Below are 22,453 nucleotides of genomic sequence, written 5' to 3' on the forward strand. Positions count from 1 at the left end.
CACCGGATGGCGGCTTACGCCATCCGGCAACAGAGAATTAACGACGATTGCCGAAGATACGCAGCAGCATCAGGAACAGGTTGATGAAGTCCAGATACAGCGTTAAGGCCCCAAGAATTGCGTATTTACGCAGATTTGAGCTGTCACGCAGGTCGATCTGCTCACCGATATTTTTCAGCTTCTGCGTGTCATAAGCGGTCAGGCCGACAAACACAATCACCCCAATATAGGTCACCGCCCACATCAGCGCTTCGCTCTTCAGCCAGAAGTTAACCAGCGAGGCCAGCACAATACCGATCAGCGCCATAAACAGCATATTGCCGAAGCCGCTCAGATCGCGTTTGGTAGTGTAGCCGTACAAACTCATGATCCCGAACATCCCGCCGGTGACCACAAAGGTGCTGGCGATAGACGAGTAGGTATAGACGATAAAAATGCTTGATAGCGTCAGCCCGGTTAATGCCGAATAGAGCATAAACAGCGTGGTCGCCATTCCCGCGCTAAGCCTTTGCACCATGCCGGACAGGACGAACACCAGCGCTAGCTGGGCGATGATCAGTCCAAAGAAGGTGATTTTGCTGGAGAAGACAAACATCATCACCGCGGGCGTATTTGCCGCATACCAGGCGATAAACGCCGTCAGCAACAATCCGCAGGTCATCCAGCCGTACACCTGCGCCATATACGTTTGTAGGCCGGAACGGGCCTGTACAATAGAATCGGATCGTGGGAATCGGTCCATGACAATCTCCTGAATCAGTATGAGCCTACACCAATTGTACTCTACCAGCGTTTTGCTGCTAGCTTATCGCTGTCGCGGGCATCAACCCAGCGCTCACCTTCTGGCGTGGCCTCGCGCTTCCAGAACGGTGCGCGGGTTTTCAGATAATCCATAATGAACTGCCCGGCATCAAACGCGCTGCTGCGATGCGCACTGGTCACGCCAACAAAAACGATTTCGTCACCCGGCCACAGTTCGCCAATGCGATGAATGACCGTTACTCGTCCCAGCGGCCAGAGCGCACGCGCTTCGTCGACAATCTCCGCCAGCGCTTTTTCGGTCATTCCCGGATAGTGTTCCAGCGTTAACGCCTGCACGCTATCGCCGAGATTGTGATTGCGGACTTTACCGGTGAAAGTGACCACCGCGCCATCTTCATCGCGTTCGGCCAGCCAGGGATACTCATCCCCGACGCTGAACGGCGCATGACCAACAACAATTCGCGTTTCAGCCATCTTAGCCTCCGGTTACCGGTGGGAAGAAAGCCACTTCGTCACCCGCATTAAGGGGATGGTCAAAACTGACCAGCGTCTGATTTACCGCGGCCAGCAGCTTGCCGTCTTCCAGCGCCAACGCCCAGCGATCGCTTTTTGCCGCAAGACTCCGGCGCAGCGCTTCTACCGTTGCAAACTCAGCGGCGACTTCTATCGCATCCGTGTTCACCAATTCCCGTACCTGAGCAAAGAAAAGAACCTTAATCATGCGCATCCACCTTAAAATCTCCCGATTTGCCGCCGCTTTTAGCCAGCAAACGCACCGGACCAATCACCATATCCTTTTGCACCGCTTTGCACATATCGTAGATGGTCAACGCCGCCACGGAGGCCGCCGTTAACGCTTCCATTTCGACGCCGGTTTTCCCGGTCAGGCGACACAGCGTTTCAATGCGTACGCGGTTGTGTTCCGGCTCGGCGTGCAGATTAACTTCAACCTTGCTCAACATCAGCGGATGGCACAGCGGGATAAGATCCCAGGTCCGTTTGGCGGCCTGAATACCGGCAATACGCGCCGTGGCGAAAACGTCGCCCTTATGGTGGCTGCCGTCGATAATCATCGACAGCGTTTCGCTACGCATGGTCACGAATGCTTCTGCACGCGCCTCGCGTACGGTTTCCGCTTTGGCGGAGACATCCACCATATGCGCTTCGCCAGCGGCGTTAATATGAGTCAGTTGCGACATACTTATTTCTTCAAATGTGGGTGGAAATTACACGGACGCGTACGGGCATCGAGCTGCGGCGCAATGATATTTTCCCATGCGGTACGACACGCCTTAGTCGACCCAGGCATGGCGAAAATCAGCGTTTTGTTGGCCACTCCGGCAATCGCCCGGGATTGCAGCGTCGCGGTGCCAATCTCTTCAAACGACAGCATACGGAATACTTCACCAAACCCTTCGACTTCTCTGTCGAACAGCGGTTGCAGCGCTTCTGGCGCCTGGTCCCCTTCGGTTAAGCCCGTGCCGCCTGTAATGAGCACAACCTGCACATCCTCACTGGCAATCCATGCAGAAACCTGGGCGCGAATGGCGTAGCGGTTCTCTTTGACAATCGCCTTGTCGACAATCTGATGACCCGCCTCTTGCGCCGAGTCACGCAGATAATGGCCGGAGGTGTCATCTTCTTCGCCGCGACGGTTGGAAACAGTAAGAATAGCAATGCGTGTCGGGATAAATTCAGCGCTTACCTGACTCATGAAAAACTCCTTTTAGCGATCAGCCGCCAATGTAAGATAAGTTTTGCGTAATACCGGTATTGTTCTGATGCAGGAAATGAGTCTGCTTTTTCTCCAGCAGCGCGGCTGAAATGCGTTCTTCCAGCGCCGACTGCTGAGCGTCATCTTCCAGCAAATCACGCAGGCTTACGCCGCCTTCACCAAATAAACACAGATGCAGCTTGCCGACAGAGGAAACGCGCAGACGGTTGCAGGTGGCGCAGAAGTCTTTCTCATAAGGCATGATCAGACCAATTTCACCAGCATAGTCAGGATGACAGAAAACCTGAGCCGGGCCGTCGCTGCGCTGTCGGATCTGGTGGATCCAGCCGCGACGCAGCAGCTCATCGCGCAGGACCTGGCCTGAGATATGGTGTTTACGGAAGAGAGAGCTGCCCTCACCCGTTTCCATCAGTTCAATAAAGCGTAGTTGGATAGGACGGGGCTGAACCCACGCCAGGAAGGTGTCCAGTTGATGATGGTTTACATCGCGCATCAGCACGGTATTGACTTTCACTTTTTCAAAACCCGCATCAAAAGCGGCGTCAATGCCTGCCATCACCTGCTGAAATTTGTCCTGCCCGGTAATGGCGTGAAACTGACGGGCATCGAGGCTGTCGACGCTGACGTTAAGTGCGGTCAGTCCGGCATCGCGCCAGGCAGCAGCATCACGCGCCAGACGATAACCATTAGTGGTCACCGCAATCTGACGGATGGCGTGGTTTTCGCGCACGGCGGCGATAATGTCGGTAAAGTCGCGACGCAATGAAGGTTCGCCCCCTGTCAGACGCACTTTTTCCGTTCCCAGACTGGCGAACGCGCGCGTAACGCGGCGAATTTCATCAACGGTCAAAAAGCCGTTATTGGTGACACCGCCGGGCTTATAGCCATCCGGCAGGCAGTAGGTGCAACGAAAGTTACACACATCGGTAATCGACAAACGTAAGTAGTAAAACTTACGTGCGAAAGCATCGGTAAGTTGAGAGCCCATGTACACCTTTCCAAATACGGGAGACGTAGTCATTTCTTCCTACGCCCTGGTGACAAACTTATTCAAGTATTGTCACGGCCAAAGCACCGTATCATTTGACCCAGGTGCAGAGGCTAGAGTGTTTATTCTCGTCATACTTCAAATTGCAGAAGCGTGGGCTTTATTCGTTCACCCCAGTCACGTACTTATGTCCGCTTACGGAGGATTTTCTCCCTCACTGCCATCCTGCAACTCAAATTATTCAGAGTACATTGTGGTTATGCCGATACTAGCGTGTAAATGACGCTTTTGCCATGTACACTTTCGCTGTATAAACACATATATAGCGACATGATCGTGCAATTTCGCTACAGAATAAGCAAAAACCACAGTTTTGCATTGATATACATCATCTTGCCGGCAGGTGCATCTCGTCAGAAAGGAGTAGATCGCAGAAAAAAATTACGCCAGATTCCGCCTGGATAATTGCTGAAAACACACTATTTACGTTACTGTAGCGCCGATCAATTGATATCAGGAAAATATATGCGCACTCGCACGCTGGCAGATCTGGACCGCGTTGTCGCTCTCGGCGGAGGGCATGGACTGGGACGCGTTCTCTCCTCTCTTTCCCCTTTAGGCTCACGCCTGACGGGGATCGTCACCACGACCGATAACGGCGGGTCGACAGGTCGTATTCGTCGCTCTGAAGGAGGAATTGCCTGGGGAGACATGCGTAACTGTCTGAACCAGTTAATTACTCAACCCAGCGTTGCATCCGCCATGTTTGAGTATCGTTTTGGCGGTAATGGTGAGCTTTCCGGGCATAACCTCGGAAATCTGATGTTAAAGGCGCTCGATCACCTCAGTGTGCGGCCTCTGGAAGCCATCAATTTAATTCGTAATCTGCTGAAAGTTGACGCGCATTTAATTCCGATGTCGGAGCTGCCGGTGGATCTGATGGCTATCGACGATCAGGGACATGAAGTCTATGGCGAAGTGAATATCGATCAGCTCACCATCCCGCCTCAGGAACTGATGCTGTCGCCAAAAGTCCCCACCACGCGGGAGGCAGTTGAAGCTATCGCCGAAGCGGATTTGATTTTGATCGGACCCGGCAGTTTTTACACCAGCCTGATGCCGCTCCTGCTACTCGACGAATTGGCGCAGGCATTACGTCGCACACCTGCCCCGATGGTCTACATCGGCAATCTGGGTCGTGAATTAAGCCTGCCAGCAGCCAGCCTGACGCTTAACGATAAGCTGGCAATCATTGAACAGTACGTTGGCAGGAAAGTGATTGATGCGGTGGTTGTAGGCCCGAAAGTGGATGTATCCACCGTTACCGACCGCGTTGTTATTCAGGAAGTGCTGGAAGCCAGCGACATTCCCTACCGCCATGACCGCCAGCTATTGCATTACGCGCTGGAGAAAGCGGTACAGGCGCTGGGGTAATCCCAAGTGCGTGATTAGCATACAATCCTCATCGTAATGAGGATTGTACTTGTAGCTTACTGCATTAACCTCTCAGCACAGGTACCTGCTCGGCGGATATTGGCTCTTCGTATCTTGTGCCAAAATTAGACCACCGGGCAAGAATGGCAAAGAATACGGCCATAACCAGGCAACTTAAATTGAACAAAACCCAGGGTGCATAATCCAGCGTCGCTACCCCCAGCGTCTTCGCCATGAACATACCAGATATTGTCCAAGGGAAAAGTCCTTCAAGTAGCGTGGCTCCAGACTCCATTGATCGGGACATATTAACCATATGCAATTTTTTGTTTTTAAAACAAGGATCATAAATATTCTTCACCAGAAAGAAACTGATGACTGCATTGCCAGTGCAGGCAACTAATAAAGAACTTGTGAACATTGTCGCCAACAGAGTACTGGTCACCGTTTTTAATTTCTGAACCAGTCGCCCAAGCAGTACATTAAGGCCACCAGAAACATCAAGTGCCGAAGCGAACATAAATGCACAAAGCATAACCACAATTGGGCTAACCATTGAATACATACCGCCACGATTAAGCAATATATTAATATTTTTAGTCGTAGATTCATTCATCGCGACATCTGAAAAATTGCTGATCATATTGGTATTAAAGCCATTAATCGATGTTTGAACGAGGTCCATCATGGTAAACGGCTGAAAAATTGCGCATATTGCCAGAGCAAAAAAAGAAGAGGCGATCAAAACAATAATGGTATCCCATTTTTTTATCGCACCAATAAAGACCAGCAATGTCGGTAATATTAATAAAGGGTTAAGCCAGAATAATGAGTTTAGCGTTTTTTTCATGACCGGGATAGTATCTAGTTGGATTGAATTTACCAAATTTAAATCTAACCCCGCGATATAAAACCCCAGGCAGGCAAACAAAAAAGCAGGAACCGATGTATACAACATATTTCTAATGCTTTGATAAAGCTCAGCCCCCGCAGCTAACGCGGCCATGTTTGTGGTATCTGATAAAGGAGATAATTTATCACCAAAATAAGCACCGGAGATAACGGCTCCAGCAGTAATCGGCAATGACACATTCATCGCCGCAGCAACGGCAACCAACGCCACACCAATTGTTCCTGCGGAACCCCATGAAGTGCCTGTAAATGTCGAGATGCAAACCGTCACTAAAAAAGCTGTAAGATATAAATAAGCTGGGTTGATAATTTCCAGGCCATAATAGACCATTAACGGAATGGTACCACTAACCATCCAGCATCCAATCAACATACCGATCGACAGTAGAATTAACATTGCAGGGACGGCATCTTTTATTTTTTCTATAAAAGTCTGGAGAATTTCCTTCCAGCCCGCGCCATAGTATCTGGCAAAAAAACCTGTAATAATCGTAATAACAATTAAGATAAATTCAACTGGGTAATTTAAAATCCCAATACCTATAAAGAAAACCAGGAAAATAGCCACTAATAACATCAATGCTGCATAAAAGCTCGGTTGCTTATTTGTGCTTACCATGTTATTTTCCCGCTATTAATATGTTTTTATAGAATCAAATGCATTCTCTAAGTCCGCGATTAACATCTCTGGAGATTCTTGTCCAATTGAAATCCTAATTAAACCAGGCGCCATCCCATCTTTGCATATTACATCCTGGTTATAACCGCGATTTGGAGAAATAATCAGGCTTTCATATCCCCCCCAACTGCACCCCGGTTTGAAAATTCTACAACTATCAATGATGGCTTTAACTTTTTCAAAACTGCCATCTTTAAGTTCAAAACTAATAAGACCAGAAGTACCAAACATTTGTTGTGAAACAATTTCACGTTGTTTTGCATCTGCCATAAGGGGGTGACAGATATTCTCAACCTCTGCTCTGCTATTGAGAAAAGTAAGAATTGCATAGGTATTATTCTGATGTTGTCTCATGCGCAGCGGCAACGTTCGTAAACCGCGAATCACTAGCCATGCACTATCCGGGGCCAGCACTGCGCCAAGAAGCTGATGTGAAAAATCACGAATAATATCAAGATAGTCTTTTGCGCCTACCACAGCACCCGCCGTTAAATCACTGTGACCGCCGATATATTTAGTACAAGAGTGGAGCACTAAATCGAAACCAAGAGTCAATGGCTTTTGGAAGAGTGGCGTAGCCCATGTATTATCAATGGCAGTAATAATATTATTCTCTTTCGCCAACCCTGCTATCATCTGCAGATCTACAACTCGCATGGTCATCGTTCCTGGGGATTCCGTGTATATCATGCGAGTATTCGGCTTTATTTTCTGCCGAATATCCTCGACATCGCCACTGAGAACAATGTCATAGTCAATACCAAAGCGTTGTTGCATTTGCTTCACCAGCACAACTGTTGGACCATAAACATTATTCACCAGAATAATATGGTCGCCACTTTTCAGCAGGCCAAACAATGTTGCACTTATCGCGCCCATGCCCGATCCAAAAACTTTGCAGGCCGCGCCACGCTCCAACGCTGCCAGTTTATGTTCTAACAGTTCCGTTGTTGGGTTAAGCCCCCGGGAATAGATGTAACGTTCAGCTTCGTGTTGCATATCATCACAGTATTGCTGATAGCTCTGCTGCACAAACAGACTGGTTTTTACTAGCGGAGGGCTGACTGCACCAAAATTTTTCTGGTGTTGTTCACCAACTCCAGAACATATCATGGCGTCCTGAACGGCATAATCATTCTCAGCGTAATTGCATATTATCTCTTTCATAATTTTCCTTTATATTTTCGTCAGGGAAATTTCTATAACAGGACAATTATAAAAAAAGGAACAATGACAGCCTTTTGCTTGCTGCCAAAATGCTGAAAGAATCGTCAGAAATGTAAAGAATAAAACGATGAGGTTCACAAAGCTGAAAAACAAAAATCAATTCAGCAAAGAATCAATTAGAGTGAGTGCATTAATTTTAAGAATAATAAATGGCAATAGAAAAACGAATAATATAATTATAAGTGATAATACATTCTCTATTTTTCCAATCGCCATGGCATTTACGCGATGGCGAATTGGAAAGTGGAAAGTGGAAAGTGGAAAGTGGAAAGTGGAAACAATCTTACGATGCCGCGATAAACAACTCGCGCAGCTGATGCAACTGGTCGCGGATCGTTGCAGCCTCTTCAAATTCAAGATTCTGCGCATGCTGCATCATCTGCCCTTCCAGCTCATGAATCTTCTGCTGCAGCGCTTTTGGCGTCATATCCAGTTCGACAATTTCAGACTTCGCGCCTGCGCGTGACTTCCCTTTGCCTTTCGCCTTAGTCTTCGCAATATTCTGACCCAGCGCCAGAATATCGACCACTTTCTTGTTCAGCCCCTGCGGCGTAATACCGTGTTCTTCGTTGTAGAGCTGCTGTTTCTCACGACGGCGTTCAGTTTCACCTATCGCCTTAGCCATTGAGGCGGTAATTTTGTCGCCGTAGAGAATAGCCTTCCCGTTGATATTACGCGCCGCACGACCGATGGTCTGAATAAGCGAACGTTCAGAACGCAGGAACCCTTCTTTGTCTGCGTCCAGAATCGCCACCAGTGAGACCTCAGGCATGTCCAGACCCTCACGTAACAGGTTGATACCCACCAGCACGTCAAACTCACCCAGACGCAGGTCACGAATGATTTCCATACGTTCCACGGTATCGATGTCTGAGTGCAGGTAGCGCACCCGCTCACCGTGCTCTTCGAGGTATTCGGTGAGATCCTCTGCCATCCGTTTCGTGAGCGTAGTGACCAGCACACGTTCGTTAATCGCCGCACGGATGCGGATCTCAGACAGCAGATCATCAACCTGCGTCGCCACCGGGCGTACCTCAATGATAGGATCCAGCAAACCGGTCGGTCGTACTACCTGATCGACGACGTCATCACCGGATTTCTCCAGCTCATAGTTACCCGGCGTCGCTGAGACGTAGATGGTCTGCGGGGCCAGCGCTTCAAACTCTTCAAATTTAAGCGGACGGTTATCCAGAGCCGACGGCAGACGGAATCCGTATTCGACCAGAGTCTCTTTACGCGCCCGGTCACCACGATACATACCGCCAATTTGCGGGATAGTGACGTGGGATTCATCCACCACCAGCAGGCCGTCGGCAGGCAGGTAATCAAACAGCGTCGGCGGCGGCTCGCCGGGGCCACGCCCGGACAGATAGCGGGAGTAGTTTTCAATCCCCGAGCAATAACCCAGCTCATTCATCATTTCCAGATCGAACTGCGTACGCTGACTTAGCCGCTGTTCTTCCAGCAGTTTGTTATTTGCCAGCAGGACCTTGCGCCGTTCTGCCAGCTCAACTTTGATTTCTTCCATCGCCTGCACGATACGTTCGCGCGGCGTCACGTAGTGCGTTTTAGGATAGATGGTGTAGCGCGAAATCGTGGATTCAACCTGCCCGGTAAGCGGGTCAAACAGCGATAAACGTTCGACCTCTTCATCAAACAGTTCCACGCGCAGCGCAATGTCGTCGGATTCAGCCGGGAAAATGTCGATCACTTCACCACGCACGCGGAAGGTTCCGCGCTGAAATGCCTGATCGTTGCGGGTATATTGCAGTTCCGCCAGGCGGCGCAGGATCGCACGCTGGTCGATAATCATCCCCACCGTCAGGTGCAGCATCATTTTCAGATACAGATCCGGATCGCCCAAACCATAGATAGCGGAAACTGACGCGACGACAACGACATCCCGACGTTCCAGCAGCGCTTTGGTCGCCGACAGACGCATTTGCTCAATATGTTCGTTAACCGAGGCATCCTTCTCGATGAAGGTGTCAGAACTTGGTACGTAGGCTTCCGGTTGATAATAGTCGTAGTAGGAGACGAAATACTCCACCGCGTTATCCGGGAAGAACTCTTTCATCTCACCGTACAACTGCGCGGCCAGCGTCTTATTGGGAGCCAGCACCATGGTAGGCCGCTGCAAGTCCGCAATTACGTTAGCGATGGTGAATGTCTTCCCCGAGCCCGTCACCCCCAGCAGCGTCTGATGCGCCAGACCATCCTCCAGCCCTTCTTCCAGACGGCGAATAGCCTCAGGCTGATCGCCAGAGGGTTTAAAAGCGGAATTTAGTTTGAACGGTTTACTCATGAGCAGCTACCTGAAGCAATGGGCGGGCAGGTGTGTAATTTTACTCGCAGTCGTATATTTTGCCAGTAAAATATACTGGATGAAAAAACAGTAACGCACCAGAATATTTCTGATACGCCATCAGAATGACCGTGACTGCAGGCTAAAATTTGGCCTCAGACAAGATAAAACACCAGCAAAAACGTGTTATCCCCAAAGCAATGACTTTTTTAACATTTGTCAAGCTGCCCGATGAAAGTTTTGTGGCAACGCATGACACTTCTGCGACAGCCATTGATTTTATCTAAGATTCTGTAATTTAATGACTATTATCCCGAGCCGTCTTTCGCATCAATTTAGTCGCAGGCCGCGTCTTCTCTCGCTTACATTGTGTTTTCTAACTCTAATACACAAGGTTATCCACAGGAATAGTGGATAACTGCCTCCAGCCCGTATGGACTGTAGCCTGGCAAAAACGCCCTCACTCCCTTTTCCGGAGGGATAAAAAAAATTTATCGCTATTTTTTGATATTTATCAGCTAACGAAGCGGCCTGGAATGGCCGGGATCTTGCTCGCATTTTCATCATTTTCTTGCCTGCACCATTACGACACCGCCAGGCACTGGCAATGTGCACAAAACAACGCCAGCCCTCCGGCCAGCCAGACGTTACCGCCTGCGCGGCACACTCTCCTGCTGTTTTTTGACCCCAATCCCTCTTCTGGCAAGAGAATTGCAATTTTCTTCCGACGACCTGTACGTGGGGCGGATAGCATCATGCTGGAGGAATCTATGTTGAGTCTTCGCGCAGTGAATCATTATTACGGTAATCAACACTCCCTATGGGATGTGGATCTCGACCTGCTGCCCGGTAAATGTACCGGTGTGCTGGGGCTTCCAGGGATGGGAAAGACTACGCTGACCAATTGCATTATCGGCAATTTACCGATCGAAAGCGGCACCATGTTCTGGCATCAGGCTGGCGCGCCGCCGCGCGACCTGAGCCCCATTCCGGCGGCAAATCGCATCGCGCTGGGCATTAACTACGTTTCACAAGAGAGACGGATTTTTTCGCAATTGACGGTAGAGGAAAATCTGCATATTGCGCGCCAGGCGGTTGAGGAAAGCGAAACGATGAACAGCAGTGATATTTACCGCCTGTTTCCACAGTTGTTCGTACTGCGTCAGGCCAAAGGGGCGGCATTATCGGAAGATGATCAGCACCAGCTTGCGCTCGCCAGCGCGCTGGTCACACGCCCGCGCCTGCTGATCCTCGATGAGCCCACGCGGGGAAGTGGCCAGGAATATATCCACAAGCTGGGGAACCTGGTTGTAAGGTTAAGCCAGGAGCTCGGCATTGCCATAATGCTCGCGGAGCAGAGTCTGCCGTTTATTCGTCGGGTCGCTGACTGCTACTGCCTGTTACACCGTGGGCGCAACGTGGCTCAGGGGCAAATCACACAGCTCAGCAACCCGCTAATCACCGATTGGGTGACGCCACAGACAAAACGCTAAGATCGATATAACGTCCTGTCGATGCCCGCACCGGCTCTTCTGCCAGCCAGGGAATTTCCCCCAGCAGCGGAGCCGCAAGCACACGCCTGAGCGTTGCCATATATTCAGCATGACGCTTGCCAGGTGGCGTCACATCATTGGCGACCCATCCGGCAAGCGTCAGTCCGGCCTGCTGCACCGCCTGGGCGGTCAGCACAGCGTGGTTGATGCACCCGAGCTTAACGCCAACCACCAGAATAACCGGCAGCTGCTCTGTTTTCACCCAGTCAGCAAAACTCAGCGTTGGCGAAAGCGGCGTAAACCATCCTCCGGCACCTTCCACCAGCACCCAGTCAGCCTGTTGTTCCAGCGCGCGTAAACCCGCAGACATTACAGAGGCCTGAATAGGGCGACCTTCGTCCGCGCTGATGATATGCGGTGAGGTAGGTTCCGCGAAGGTATAGGGGTTGATAGCCGCATAGTCCACCGTCACAACGCTGTTGCGCTGTAATGCCAGGGCATCGCTATTGCGCAGACCTTCAACCGTCATTTCACTGCCCGACGCCACTGGCTTATAGCCGACGGTTCGCAATCCCCTCTGCCCCGCCGCCTGTAGCAACGCGCAGCTGGCGATAGTTTTCCCCACTTCGGTATCCGTCCCGGTGACAAAAAAAGTGTTAGTCACGTTGAATCACTCCCAAAAATAGATGATAGGTCAGCGGATATTTCCCCTGCTGGCAGGGCCAGGCTAGCTGTAGCTGGCGCAGCTGCGAGCGGGTGAGAACGCGCGGCTCGCGGCCATCATGCAAATGCGTCGCGCCAATGCCCTTCAGCGAGCGCATGGCGCTCAGCGCATCGTCAAACCACAGCGTGACAGCATGAGACTGGTATTCAACGTCCCACCCATGCAGGGCGTTTTCCAGTTGCTCCACGGGCAAAAAACGATTGGCGTGCTCTCGCTCATCAACCGCTCGCCACGCCTGACGAAGTTCCGGCATTGACCCCTGCGCCAGGGTACTAAACGCCACCGTCCCGCCAGGACGCACCACCCGGTAAAGCTCACGTAACGCGCCGCGCAGGTCACTGCACCACTGTACGGCCAGATTGCTCCAGGCCAGGTCGAAAGTAGCAGCAGCCTGCGGAATGGCTTCAATATCCGCCAACAGATAGCGGTGGGCGACATCGTGACGCTGCGCTTCAGTCAGCATTTGCGCCGACAGATCCAGCGCGCAGACCTCGCTCCCCTGCTCCCGCCAGTAACGGCTCATACGCCCAGGCCCGCAGCCCGCATCTAAAACCTGAGAGAATGCCCGACCATCGAGTCGCGCCAGTAACGCATCGGCGCTCTGACGCTGGAGTTCCGCGTGTTGCTCATAGTGAGTAGCCGCGCGGCCAAACGCGGCAGCAATCGCCTGCTTATTGACCTGCGCCATGCAGCACCTCCAGTAAGCGATCGATATCCTGGACTTCATGCGCCTGGGTCAGCGTAAGCCGCAGCCTGGCCGTACCAACCGGCACCGTCGGTGGGCGAATAGCCGTCACCCAGCATCCCTGTTGACGTAATGCCGCCGCCAGCTGCAAGGCTTTATGATTGTCGCCCACGATCAGTGGCTGAATGGCGCTGTCTGACTGCGCCAGCGTTAAGTCCGGCGTATTCACCCCAGCGCGAAAACGCTGGATCAGCATCGCCAATTTTTCTCTGCGCTCATCGCCTTCGCGGCTGCGGATCACCTCCAGCGCGGCGCGCAAGGCCTGGGCCTGCGCCGGAGGCATACTGGTGCTGTAGATCAGATGACGGGCAAACTGCAGCAGATAATCGGCCACGCTGTCTGAGCACAAGATTGCCGCGCCGCTGACACCAAACCCTTTGCCAAACGTCACCACTAACAGCTCGGGTTTCACCTGCTGTCGGGAGCACGAACCGCGCCCTTCCTCACCGCTGACGCCAATCCCGTGCGCATCATCCACCAGCAACCACGCGCCCTGCCGCTCTGCTACCGCGTGAATTTCCGCCAGCGGTGCGCTATCGCCATCCATGCTGAACACACCTTCAGTGACCACGAGTTGTTGCCCCGGACAGGGGGTGGTCAGCAGACGTTCCAGATGTTGGGGATCGTTATGGGTAAAGCGACGTAGCACGGCAGGGCTAAGGCTGGCAGCTTCCAGCAGTGAGGCATGGCTGAGCCGGTCAGCAACAATCCGGTCCTCTTTGCCCATCAGCGCGGCAATGACCGCCTGATTAGCGGCAAAACCGGAGATAAACAGCAGCGCCCGTGAATAGCCGAGCCATTGCGCCAGCTCATCTTCCAGCGCCTGATGAGCAACGGAATAACCGCTGACATGACCCGAGCCGCCGCTGCCGACGCCAAAACGCTCAGCGCCTTGCTGCCACGCGCAGATAATATGCGGATGGTGGCTTAAGCCAAGGTAGTCGTTGCTGGAAAAGTTCAGGTACTGGCGACCGTCGGCCTGCAGCCAGCGACCGGCGCCCTGCGTCACCGCATAGCGCCGACGCAACGCATCAGCACGACGACGCGCCGTTAACGCATCGTCTATTTTTTGCTGCCAGGTCATACGGTTGCCGCGTTGTAGTATTCGTCGGTATCCGGGGTACGCAGCGCCTGCTCCAGGCGTTGCTGCTGTTCGTTATCACCGGCCAGCACCGCCGTTTGCTGCGGATTGAGACCCAGCTTGCGAAACAGCAGCAAATCCTTATCTTCGTTCGGATTCGGCGTGGTCAGCAGTTTGCAGCCGTAGAAAATCGAGTTAGCTCCGGCCATAAAGCACATCGCCTGGGTTTGTTCGTTCATCTGCTCGCGTCCGGCTGAAAGACGGACATATGAAGTCGGCATCATGATCCGCGCCACGGCGATAGTACGAATAAAATCAAAGGCATCCACATCGTCGTTATCGGCAAGCGGCGTGCCTTTCACTTTCACCAGCATGTTGATCGGCACGCTTTCTGGCGGCGTTGGCAGATTCGCTAATTGCAGCAACAGACCCGCGCGGTCAGTCACCGTTTCCCCCAGTCCCACAATCCCGCCGGAGCAAACTTTAATGCCCGCCTCACGCACTTTATCCAGCGTATCCAGGCGCTCCTGGTACGACCGGGTTGTGATGATATTGCCGTAGAATTCCGGCGAGGTGTCGAGGTTATGGTTGTAGTAGTCCAGACCCGCATTGGCCAGCCGCTGGGCCTGATTTTCGTTCAGCGTACCCAGCGTCATACACGCTTCCAGCCCCAGTTCTTTTACGCCCTGAACCATCTGTTCCAGGTAAGGCATGTCGCGTTCGTGTGGATTCTTCCACGCCGCGCCCATGCAAAACCGCGTTGAACCGGCCTGTTTCGCTTTACGCGCTGAGTCCAGTACCTGTTCAACCTCCATCAAACGTTCCGTTTCCAGACCGGTTTTATAGCGGGAGCTTTGCGGGCAGTATTTGCAGTCTTCCGGGCAGGCACCGGTCTTAATCGACAGCAGCGTACTGACCTGAACCTGCCGCGGATCAAAGTGCTGACGGTGAATCTGCTGCGCTTCAAACAGCAGATCCAACAGCGGTTTATCAAATAATTCGGTGACTTGCGACATTGTCCAGCGAGAAGAATGAGCCATATTGGTATACGTTTCGTTATGAGTTTGGTGTAGACTCGTAAACCTAAATCTTTTTAATTTGGTTTACAAGTCGATTATGACAACGGACGATCTTGCGTTTGACCAACGCCATATCTGGCACCCTTACACCTCCATGACCTCCCCGTTACCGGTTTATCCGGTGGCGCGTGCCGAAGGTTGCGAACTGATTTTAGCCAGCGGTGAGAGGCTGATAGACGGCATGTCGTCCTGGTGGGCGGCGATCCACGGTTACAATCACCCACAGCTGAACGCCGCGATGAAAACGCAGATTGATGCCATGTCACATGTGATGTTTGGCGGCATTACCCATGCCCCGGCCATTGCGTTGTGCCGCCAGTTGGTGGCGATGACGCCAGAGGCGCTGGAGTGCGTTTTTCTCGCGGATTCAGGTTCTGTCGCCGTAGAAGTAGCAATGAAAATGGCGCTGCAATACTGGCAGGCCAAAGGCGAATCCCGTCAGCGTTTCCTGACATTTCGAAACGGTTATCACGGCGATACCTTCGGCGCGATGTCGGTCTGCGATCCCGACAACTCGATGCACAGTCTGTGGAAGGGTTATCTGCCGGAGAACCTGTTTGCGCCCGCCCCGCAAAGCCGCATGGACGGCGAGTGGGACGAACTGGATATGGTGCCTTTTGCCCGCCTGATGGCCGCTCATCGCCACGAGATTGCGGCGGTGATCCTTGAGCCGATTGTGCAGGGCGCTGGCGGCATGCGCATGTATCATCCCGAATGGTTAAAACGCATCCGTAAGATGTGCGACCGTGAAGGGATCCTGCTGATTGCCGATGAAATCGCCACCGGATTTGGTCGTACAGGCAAGCTTTTTGCCTGTGAACACGCCAACATAACCCCGGACATTTTGTGCCTCGGCAAAGCGTTAACCGGCGGAACCATGACCCTTTCCGCCACCCTGACCACGCGTCAGGTCGCGGAAACCATCAGCAACGGTGAAGCCGGATGCTTCATGCACGGTCCAACCTTTATGGGTAATCCGCTGGCCTGCGCCGTCGCCTCCGCCAGCCTGTCGTTACTCGAAACCGGTGAGTGGCGCTCACAGGTAGCGGCCATTGAAGCGCAACTGCGGACAGAACTCGCCCCGGCGGCAGACTCCAGTTGGGTAGCCGACGTGCGCGTACTCGGCGCCATCGGTGTGATCGAAACCACGCATCCGGTGAATATGGCGGCGTTACAGAAGTTCTTTGTTGAACAGGGTGTGTGGGTACGACCGTTTGGCAAACTGATCTATCTGATGCCGCCGTACATTATTCAGCCCGATCAGTTGCGTCGTCTGACCCAGGCCGTAAACGAGGCTGTGCGCAGTGCAACATTTTTTAGCGATTAATCAGCGCCCGGTCCGGACGTGGAAAAGTGGAACAGCCCGGATTATTCGATGACTGATTAAGTAACAATATTTAGACATGAAGGCCGGATTATTCCGGCCTTTTTTTATTTGCATCAAAGAAATTGCAAATCGTTTTATATCAATGCTGAGCAAAAATTGACGGTTGATTTAGTAAGCGATAGCGTGAATTTTTCACGTAAGTGATTAAAGTGAAAGGATTTTATGAGATTTTCCTTAAATGGAGTTTTAAGAAAATGGCTATTCCAGCTTATTTATGGCTCAAAGATGACGGCGGCGCTGATATCAAAGGTTCCGTCGATGTTCATGGACGTGAGGGCAGTATCGAGATTTTAGGTCTGAATCATGGTGTATCGCTGCCAACAGACCCCGCCACAGGCAAAGCGACAGCAACACGTCAACATGCCCCATTCACATTTGACAAGGAAACTGATGCTTCAACGCCTTATCTGTATAAGGCTGTAACCACAGGGCAAAAGCTCAAATTGGCAGAAGTGAAATTTTATCGCATCAATGATGCGGGTCAGGAAGTTGAATACTTCAGCATGATGATGGAAAACGTAACTGTAATCAGCATAGGCCCGGTTATGTATGACGTTAAATCGCAGTACGGTGAAAAGCGTAATCATCTGGACGTCGTGGAATTGATGTACGAGAAAATAACCTGGCGTTACGCGGACGGTAACATCATTCACTCGGACAGTTGGAAGGAACGCGTAACCGCGTAAGGAGACAGTCATGGCATGGAAATATGAGCAGAGCACTGGCAAATTATACAGCGGTTCTGAACTGGTGGAGACCGGCTACTCTGGCAATCTGACGAATAAGAACAACCCGGACCGGCAGCATGTCCGGAGTATGGGGCCGATCCCGCGTGGAACATATAGTATTAACGGACATTCATCCTCTAAAGGCCCTTATACTATCATTCTTGTGCAGACCTCTGGTGAATCTTTTGGTCGTACTGATTTCCGCATTCACGGAGAACGCGTGGGTATGCCAGCAGGATTCGCCTCAGCGGGCTGTATTATTATGTCCCTCTCAACGCGCCGCCGGATTTTACGTGAAGGCGGCCCGCTTGAGGTTGTACGATGAAACGGCTCGCATTATTGCTACTACTTCCGTTTATTGTGGCCACTTCAGCAGCTGGCGAAGTGAACTGGCCCGATGCGCTGAAAGGCGTGGCTGCGGGCGATCAAGCGTGGCTGAATAAAACGCCAGAACTCGCGGCTGCGGCAGATGTTAAGCAGGCCATTAAACTGGAAGATGCTTTATCTGCTGCCCTAACAGCAAATACAACCGGCGCTCTTGATGCGCTCAGCGTCATTGACGCGGGAAAATGGCCGCACATGATCGGGACTGATATTGTCTGCGGAGTGCCTGTTGAAGCTCCAGCAACCGTTGAGGATTTTTATCAGCGGACACGTCCTGCGTTGTTAAGCACTGATAAGGGCGCTCGCTGCTTGTGGTTCCTCGAAGCAACATATGAGGAATGGAAAGCAGACAAAGCCCGTCAGGTTAAGTAAGATAATTAACCCGGTCAATATGGCCGGGTCCTTTCCTCCGCTTCCCTTTGATTTTTCGTGCCGCAGCCGCTCCCTGAATACTCAACACCACACAATAACCACTCATGAAGTGGGTTTAACCGACAGCACCGGCACGCCGCACACGTTCCGGCACCCAGTAAGGATTATTTAATGACATTTCCCGTCCCAACCGTTGCGGAAAGTACCGACCGCCAGTTACGCGATATTCAGCACGCGCTACCCGATGAGAACGTCGACACCAGCAGCGACAGCGACTACGCCGTCCGGGCTAATGCTGTATCAGGCGTGGCGGACGGTCTCTACGCCTATCAGGGCTGGATTATTCGCCAGATTTTCCCTGACACCGCCGAGAAGGAGTATCTGGAGTTTACTCGATGCCGAACTGGCTGGACTGGTCACCAGTGCGAATAAAGTACCCTACTTCCCGGAGAGGATAAGGCAGCGCTGGCTGATTTAACTTCTGTTGGTCGTGACATTATCAGCAAGAACGCTATTGCCGACATTCTCACATACCTTGGTTTGCACGAGACCGGATTTGCCACCCTTGATTGAACGCAAAACAGTCCAGAATATTTCGCCACGCTACATACGGTTCCTGGCTACACTTTTTGGCTAACGAGAGGAGTCAGCATGAAACTAATCAGTAACGATCTGCGCGATGGCGAAAAGCTTGCGCATCGCCACGTCTTTAACGGCATGGGATATGACGGGGATAATATTTCCCCGCATCTGGCGTGGGATGACGTGCCAGCAGGGACCAAAAGCTTTGTCGTGACCTGCTACGATCCTGATGCACCAACCGGCTCCGGCTGGTGGCACTGGGTGGTGGTAAATCTGCCAGCAGATACCCGCGTACTCACGCAAGGCTTCGGCTCCGGGCTGGTTGCGCTGCCGGATGGGGTGATTCAGACCCGTACGGATTTTGGTAAAGCAGGTTATGGCGGTGCTGCGCCGCCGAAGGGGGAAACCCATCGCTATATCTTTACGGTTCACGCGTTGGATGTGGAGCGTATTGATGTCGATGAGGACGCCAGCGGCGCGATGGTTGGCTTTAACGTTCACTTCCACTCGCTCGCCAGCGCCTCGATTACGGCGCTGTTCAGTTAAGCTGTGTTGTGCCGGATGTCGGCTTCGCCGCATCCGGCCTACTAAACAAGGCTTCTCTACAGAAATTCAGGCAACAATTTCAACAACGCCCCCTGGGCTAACAGTTCGGTTGCGCACTCAATATCCGGAGCAAAAAAGCGATCCTGCGTATAGTGGGCAACCTGCTCGCGCAGAGCCTGGCGCGCCTGCTCCAGCAGCGGGCTTGAGGTTAACCCTTCACGCAGGTCAATCCCCTGACACGCCGCCAGCCACTCCACGGCAATCACGCCGCGCGTATTCGCCGCCATCTCCCACAACCTGCGGCCCGCTGCCGGCGCCATAGACACATGATCTTCCTGGTTGGCGGAGGTCGGCAAGCTGTCCACGCTGTGCGGATGCGCCAGCGCTTTGTTCTCGCTAGCCAGCGCGGCCGCGGTTACCTGAGCAATCATAAAGCCGGAGTTCACCCCGCCGTTTTTCACCAGGAACGGCGGCAACTGCGACATATGTTTGTCCATCATCAGCGCAATCCGTCGCTCTGATAACGCCCCGATTTCCGCAATCGCCAGCGCCAGATTATCTGCCGCCATCGCCACCGGTTCAGCATGGAAGTTGCCGCCGGAAATGACATCGCCCTCTTCGGCAAACACCAGCGGGTTGTCGGAAACCGCGTTGGCTTCTACCAGTAAGACCTCCATTACCTGACGCATTTGCGTCAGGCACGCCCCCATCACCTGCGGCTGACAGCGCAAAGAATACGGATCCTGCACTTTTTCACAGTTATGATGCGACTGGGAAAGCGCGCTGGTGTCGGTCAACACGTGGCGGTACAGCGTTGCGGCATCAATCTGCCCACGCTGTCCTCGTGCGGCATGAATACGGGCATCAAACGGACGACGAGAGCCCAATACGGCTTCGGTGGTCAGCGCCCCACACACCGTCGCAGACGCGAACAGCTCCTGGGCTTCAATTAACCCGCGCAGCGCAAAGGCTGTGGAAGCCTGGGTACCGTTGAGCAGCGCCAGCCCTTCTTTCGCCTCCAGCGTAATCGGCTCCAGCCCGGCCTTTTTCAGCGCTTCGGTCGCCGGAAGCCATTCCCCCTGCCAGCGCGCTTTACCTTCGCCCAGCAGCGTCAGAGACATATGCGCCAGCGGTGCCAGGTCGCCCGATGCGCCCACTGACCCTTTCGCCGGGATCAGCGGATACACCTCGGCATTCACCAGCGCAATCAGCGCTTCAATCACGCTGAGACGAATACCCGAAAAACCCCGCGCCAGGCTGTTGATTTTCAGCACCATAATCAGGCGAACCATCGCGTCATCGAGCGCCTCACCAACGCCTGCCGCATGGGAAAGCACCAGCGAACGCTGTAAATTCTGCAAATCTTCCGTGGCGATACGGGTCTGAGCCAGCAGGCCAAAGCCGGTATTAATGCCATACGCCGTACGGCCTTCAGCGACAATAGTATTGACGCAGGCGACGCTTGCGTTGATAGCATCAATCGCCCCGGCATCCAGGCTCAGTTTGACCGGCTGCTGCCAGATGTCGCGTAGTTGCGCAAAGCTCAGATGACCCGGCGTTAATGTCATGGTGTTCATATCAACGTTTCTCCTGCGTCGCCGCGACCATCGGCAAATTCAGCCCTTCTTCGACGGCGCATTCCACCGCAATGTCATACCCGGCGTCGGCGTGGCGCATCACCCCGGTAGCCGGATCGTTATGTAATACCCGGGCGATACGCGCCGCGGCTTCATCAGTGCCATCGCAAACAATCACCATCCCGGCATGCTGGGAGAAGCCCATTCCTACCCCGCCACCGTGATGCAGTGACACCCAGGTTGCACCGCTGGCGGTGTTAAGCAGCGCGTTCAGCAGCGGCCAGTCGGATACTGCATCAGAACCGTCGCGCATGGCTTCGGTTTCGCGGTTCGGGCTGGCGACGGAGCCGGAATCCAGATGATCACGGCCAATAACAATCGGCGCAGACACTTCGCCGCTGCGCACCATTTCATTAAACGCCAGCCCCAGTTTTTGACGCCATTCCAGACCGACCCAGCAGATACGCGCCGGTAATCCCTGGAAGTTAATCCGCTCACGCGCCATATCCAGCCAGTGGTGTAGATGTTTATCGTCAGCCACGATCTCTTTCACTTTGGCATCCGTTTTATAAATATCCTGCGGATCGCCGGAAAGCGCCACCCAACGGAACGGGCCAATGCCGCGGCAGAACAGAGGGCGAATATAAGCAGGGACGAAACCGGGGAAATCAAAGGCGTTTTCCACGCCCATCTCTTTGGCCATCTGGCGAATGTTGTTGCCGTAATCAAACGTCGGCACGCCCATTTTGCTGAACGCCAGCATTGCCTCGACGTGCGTTGCCATTGAGCGTTTCGCCGCCTGTACCGTGCCCTGCGGATCGGACACCGCTTTCTCCTGATACGCTTCCCAGCTCCAGCCGGACGGCAGATAACCATGCAGCGGATCGTGGGCGCTGGTCTGGTCAGTGACCATATCCGGGCGCACACCGCGCTTCACCAGTTCCGGCACAACGTCGGCGGCGTTAGCGCATAGCGCAATGGAGACCGCTTTACCCTCGCGGGTGTACTTTTCGATACGTGCCAGCGCGTCGTCAAGCGATGTCGCCTGCTCGTCCACGTAGCGGGTACGCAGACGGAAATCGATCCGGCTTTGCTGGCACTCAATATTCAGCGAGCAAGCACCTGCCAGCGTTGCGGCTAACGGTTGCGCCCCCCCCATGCCGCCCAGCCCGGCGGTCAGCACCCAGCGTCCGCTCAGGTTACCCTGATAATGCTGACGCCCGGCCTCAACGAAGGTTTCATAAGTCCCCTGCACGATGCCCTGGCTGCCGATGTAGATCCAGCTCCCGGCGGTCATCTGGCCATACATCGCCAGCCCTTTGGCGTCCAGCTCGTTGAAGTGTTCCCATGTAGCCCAATGTGGCACCAGGTTGGAGTTGGCAATCAGCACGCGCGGCGCATTGTCATGGGTTTTGAAAACGCCAACCGGTTTACCGGACTGGACCAGCAGGGTCTCATCGGTCTCCAGTTTGGTCAGCGCGTTGACGATGGCGTCATAACATTCCCAGTCCCGCGCGGCGCGACCAATCCCGCCGTATACCACTAGCTCATGCGGATTTTCCGCCACATCGGGATCCAGGTTGTTCATTAACATGCGCAGCGGCGCTTCGGTCAGCCAGCTTTTGGCCGTTAAGGTGGTGCCGCGTGGGGCACGAATATCCTGCTGACGGTACTTGCTATGAGACATGGTAGAGCACTCCTCGCGAACGATCG

Annotated in this window: 23 protein-coding genes, 1 pseudogene and 1 riboswitch; of the genes and pseudogenes, 9 read left to right on the forward strand and 15 right to left on the reverse strand. The window is 53.2% G+C overall.

The window, feature by feature from the left end; translation table 11 throughout:
* Positions 1–37: 37 nt before the first annotated feature.
* The 6 genes from HV311_RS16765 to moaA all read right to left on the reverse strand — a co-directional run bounded on the left by HV311_RS16765 (position 38) and on the right by moaA (position 3,485).
* Positions 38–742, reverse strand: coding sequence for a Bax inhibitor-1/YccA family protein (locus HV311_RS16765; protein WP_003831536.1), 705 nt, complete (start codon positions 740–742; stop codon positions 38–40).
* A 41-nt stretch (positions 743–783) separates the two neighbouring features.
* On the reverse strand, positions 784–1,236 hold the full coding sequence (gene moaE / locus HV311_RS16770) for a molybdopterin synthase catalytic subunit MoaE (protein ID WP_191220209.1): 453 nt from the start codon (positions 1,234–1,236) through the stop codon (positions 784–786).
* 1 nt (position 1,237) lies between these two features.
* Positions 1,238–1,483, reverse strand: a complete 246-nt coding sequence (moaD, locus tag HV311_RS16775; protein WP_016152348.1) for a molybdopterin synthase sulfur carrier subunit — start codon at positions 1,481–1,483, stop codon at positions 1,238–1,240.
* Positions 1,476–1,961 (reverse strand): cyclic pyranopterin monophosphate synthase MoaC, encoded by a 486-nt coding sequence (moaC, locus tag HV311_RS16780; RefSeq protein WP_065554856.1) that lies wholly within the window; start codon positions 1,959–1,961, stop codon positions 1,476–1,478. Before moaC ends, moaD begins: the two co-directional genes overlap by 8 nt.
* A 2-nt stretch (positions 1,962–1,963) precedes the next feature.
* Entirely contained in the window at positions 1,964–2,476 is a 513-nt protein-coding gene (gene moaB, locus HV311_RS16785) for a molybdenum cofactor biosynthesis protein B (RefSeq protein ID WP_016152347.1), read from the reverse strand.
* 19 nt (positions 2,477–2,495) lie between these two features.
* Entirely contained in the window at positions 2,496–3,485 is a 990-nt protein-coding gene (gene moaA / locus HV311_RS16790; protein WP_016152346.1) for a GTP 3',8-cyclase MoaA, read from the reverse strand.
* A riboswitch (molybdenum cofactor riboswitch) is annotated at positions 3,473–3,618 on the reverse strand. (Overlaps the previous gene by 13 nt.)
* Before the next feature lie 392 nt (positions 3,619–4,010).
* On the opposite strand from moaA, the gene yvcK reads away from it, so the two are divergent.
* Positions 4,011–4,919, forward strand: a complete 909-nt coding sequence (yvcK, locus tag HV311_RS16795) for a uridine diphosphate-N-acetylglucosamine-binding protein YvcK (protein ID WP_016156054.1) — start codon at positions 4,011–4,013, stop codon at positions 4,917–4,919.
* 64 nt (positions 4,920–4,983) lie between these two features.
* Here yvcK and nhaC read toward each other — a convergent pair whose 3' ends face one another.
* The 3 genes from nhaC to uvrB form a co-directional block, all read right to left on the reverse strand.
* Positions 4,984–6,450, reverse strand: a complete 1,467-nt coding sequence (nhaC, locus tag HV311_RS16800) for a Na+/H+ antiporter NhaC (RefSeq protein ID WP_191220210.1) — start codon at positions 6,448–6,450, stop codon at positions 4,984–4,986.
* 15 nt (positions 6,451–6,465) lie between these two features.
* On the reverse strand, positions 6,466–7,677 hold the full coding sequence (locus HV311_RS16805; protein ID WP_191220211.1) for a trans-sulfuration enzyme family protein: 1,212 nt from the start codon (positions 7,675–7,677) through the stop codon (positions 6,466–6,468).
* A gap of 343 nt (positions 7,678–8,020) precedes the next feature.
* Complete coding sequence (gene uvrB, locus HV311_RS16810; RefSeq protein ID WP_016152344.1) at positions 8,021–10,042, reverse strand: excinuclease ABC subunit UvrB; 2,022 nt, start codon at positions 10,040–10,042, stop codon at positions 8,021–8,023.
* Between the two features lie 770 nt (positions 10,043–10,812).
* Here uvrB and HV311_RS16815 point away from each other — a divergent pair.
* The gene (locus HV311_RS16815) at positions 10,813–11,535 is read left to right on the forward strand and encodes an ATP-binding cassette domain-containing protein (protein WP_191220212.1); all 723 of its coding nucleotides are present in this window, start codon (positions 10,813–10,815) and stop codon (positions 11,533–11,535) included.
* Here the strand turns inward: HV311_RS16815 and bioD are convergent.
* Genes bioD through bioB form a run of 4 tightly spaced genes read right to left on the reverse strand, consistent with a single transcriptional unit; the run spans position 11,501 to position 15,125 of the window.
* Complete coding sequence (bioD, locus tag HV311_RS16820; RefSeq protein ID WP_191220213.1) at positions 11,501–12,199, reverse strand: dethiobiotin synthase; 699 nt, start codon at positions 12,197–12,199, stop codon at positions 11,501–11,503. The two genes, HV311_RS16815 and bioD, sit on opposite strands and share 35 nt — an antisense overlap.
* The gene (gene bioC / locus HV311_RS16825) at positions 12,192–12,947 is read right to left on the reverse strand and encodes a malonyl-ACP O-methyltransferase BioC (protein WP_016156049.1); all 756 of its coding nucleotides are present in this window, start codon (positions 12,945–12,947) and stop codon (positions 12,192–12,194) included. Before bioC ends, bioD begins: the two co-directional genes overlap by 8 nt.
* On the reverse strand, positions 12,931–14,088 hold the full coding sequence (gene bioF, locus HV311_RS16830) for an 8-amino-7-oxononanoate synthase (RefSeq protein ID WP_191220214.1): 1,158 nt from the start codon (positions 14,086–14,088) through the stop codon (positions 12,931–12,933). Before bioF ends, bioC begins: the two co-directional genes overlap by 17 nt.
* Entirely contained in the window at positions 14,085–15,125 is a 1,041-nt protein-coding gene (gene bioB, locus HV311_RS16835) for a biotin synthase BioB (RefSeq protein WP_181598433.1), read from the reverse strand. Before bioB ends, bioF begins: the two co-directional genes overlap by 4 nt.
* A gap of 76 nt (positions 15,126–15,201) precedes the next feature.
* Between bioB and bioA the strand changes: the two genes are divergently transcribed.
* The 7 genes and pseudogenes from bioA to HV311_RS16865 all read left to right on the forward strand — a co-directional run bounded on the left by bioA (position 15,202) and on the right by HV311_RS16865 (position 19,163).
* Entirely contained in the window at positions 15,202–16,491 is a 1,290-nt protein-coding gene (gene bioA, locus HV311_RS16840) for an adenosylmethionine--8-amino-7-oxononanoate transaminase (RefSeq protein WP_046274629.1), read from the forward strand.
* 254 nt (positions 16,492–16,745) lie between these two features.
* Positions 16,746–17,237, forward strand: coding sequence for an Hcp family type VI secretion system effector (locus HV311_RS16845; protein WP_047415235.1), 492 nt, complete (start codon positions 16,746–16,748; stop codon positions 17,235–17,237).
* Between the two features lie 10 nt (positions 17,238–17,247).
* Positions 17,248–17,604 (forward strand): tlde1 domain-containing protein, encoded by a 357-nt coding sequence (locus HV311_RS16850; protein WP_047415233.1) that lies wholly within the window; start codon positions 17,248–17,250, stop codon positions 17,602–17,604.
* Complete coding sequence (locus HV311_RS16855) at positions 17,601–18,035, forward strand: hypothetical protein (RefSeq protein WP_047501295.1); 435 nt, start codon at positions 17,601–17,603, stop codon at positions 18,033–18,035. Before HV311_RS16850 ends, HV311_RS16855 begins: the two co-directional genes overlap by 4 nt.
* A 171-nt stretch (positions 18,036–18,206) precedes the next feature.
* A complete protein-coding gene (locus HV311_RS16860) occupies positions 18,207–18,467 on the forward strand; it encodes a hypothetical protein (protein ID WP_049269854.1) in 261 nt (86 codons plus the stop codon).
* Positions 18,439–18,587, forward strand: a pseudogene (locus tag HV311_RS28055) (gp53-like domain-containing protein); the annotation flags it as partial. The gene HV311_RS16860 and the pseudogene HV311_RS28055, both read left to right, overlap by 29 nt.
* Positions 18,588–18,686: 99 nt before the next feature.
* Positions 18,687–19,163 (forward strand): kinase inhibitor, encoded by a 477-nt coding sequence (locus HV311_RS16865; RefSeq protein ID WP_046274628.1) that lies wholly within the window; start codon positions 18,687–18,689, stop codon positions 19,161–19,163.
* A gap of 56 nt (positions 19,164–19,219) precedes the next feature.
* On the opposite strand, the gene hutH is transcribed toward HV311_RS16865, so the two are convergent.
* Both hutH and hutU read right to left on the reverse strand, forming a co-directional pair.
* Positions 19,220–20,740, reverse strand: a complete 1,521-nt coding sequence (hutH, locus tag HV311_RS16870) for a histidine ammonia-lyase (RefSeq protein ID WP_191220215.1) — start codon at positions 20,738–20,740, stop codon at positions 19,220–19,222.
* Between the two features lies 1 nt (position 20,741).
* Entirely contained in the window at positions 20,742–22,427 is a 1,686-nt protein-coding gene (gene hutU, locus HV311_RS16875; protein ID WP_191220216.1) for a urocanate hydratase, read from the reverse strand.
* Positions 22,428–22,453 lie beyond the last annotated feature (26 nt).

It is taken from the genome of Citrobacter sp. RHBSTW-00881, from assembly GCF_013728515.1.
GTDB classification, from domain to species: domain Bacteria; phylum Pseudomonadota; class Gammaproteobacteria; order Enterobacterales; family Enterobacteriaceae; genus Citrobacter; species Citrobacter braakii.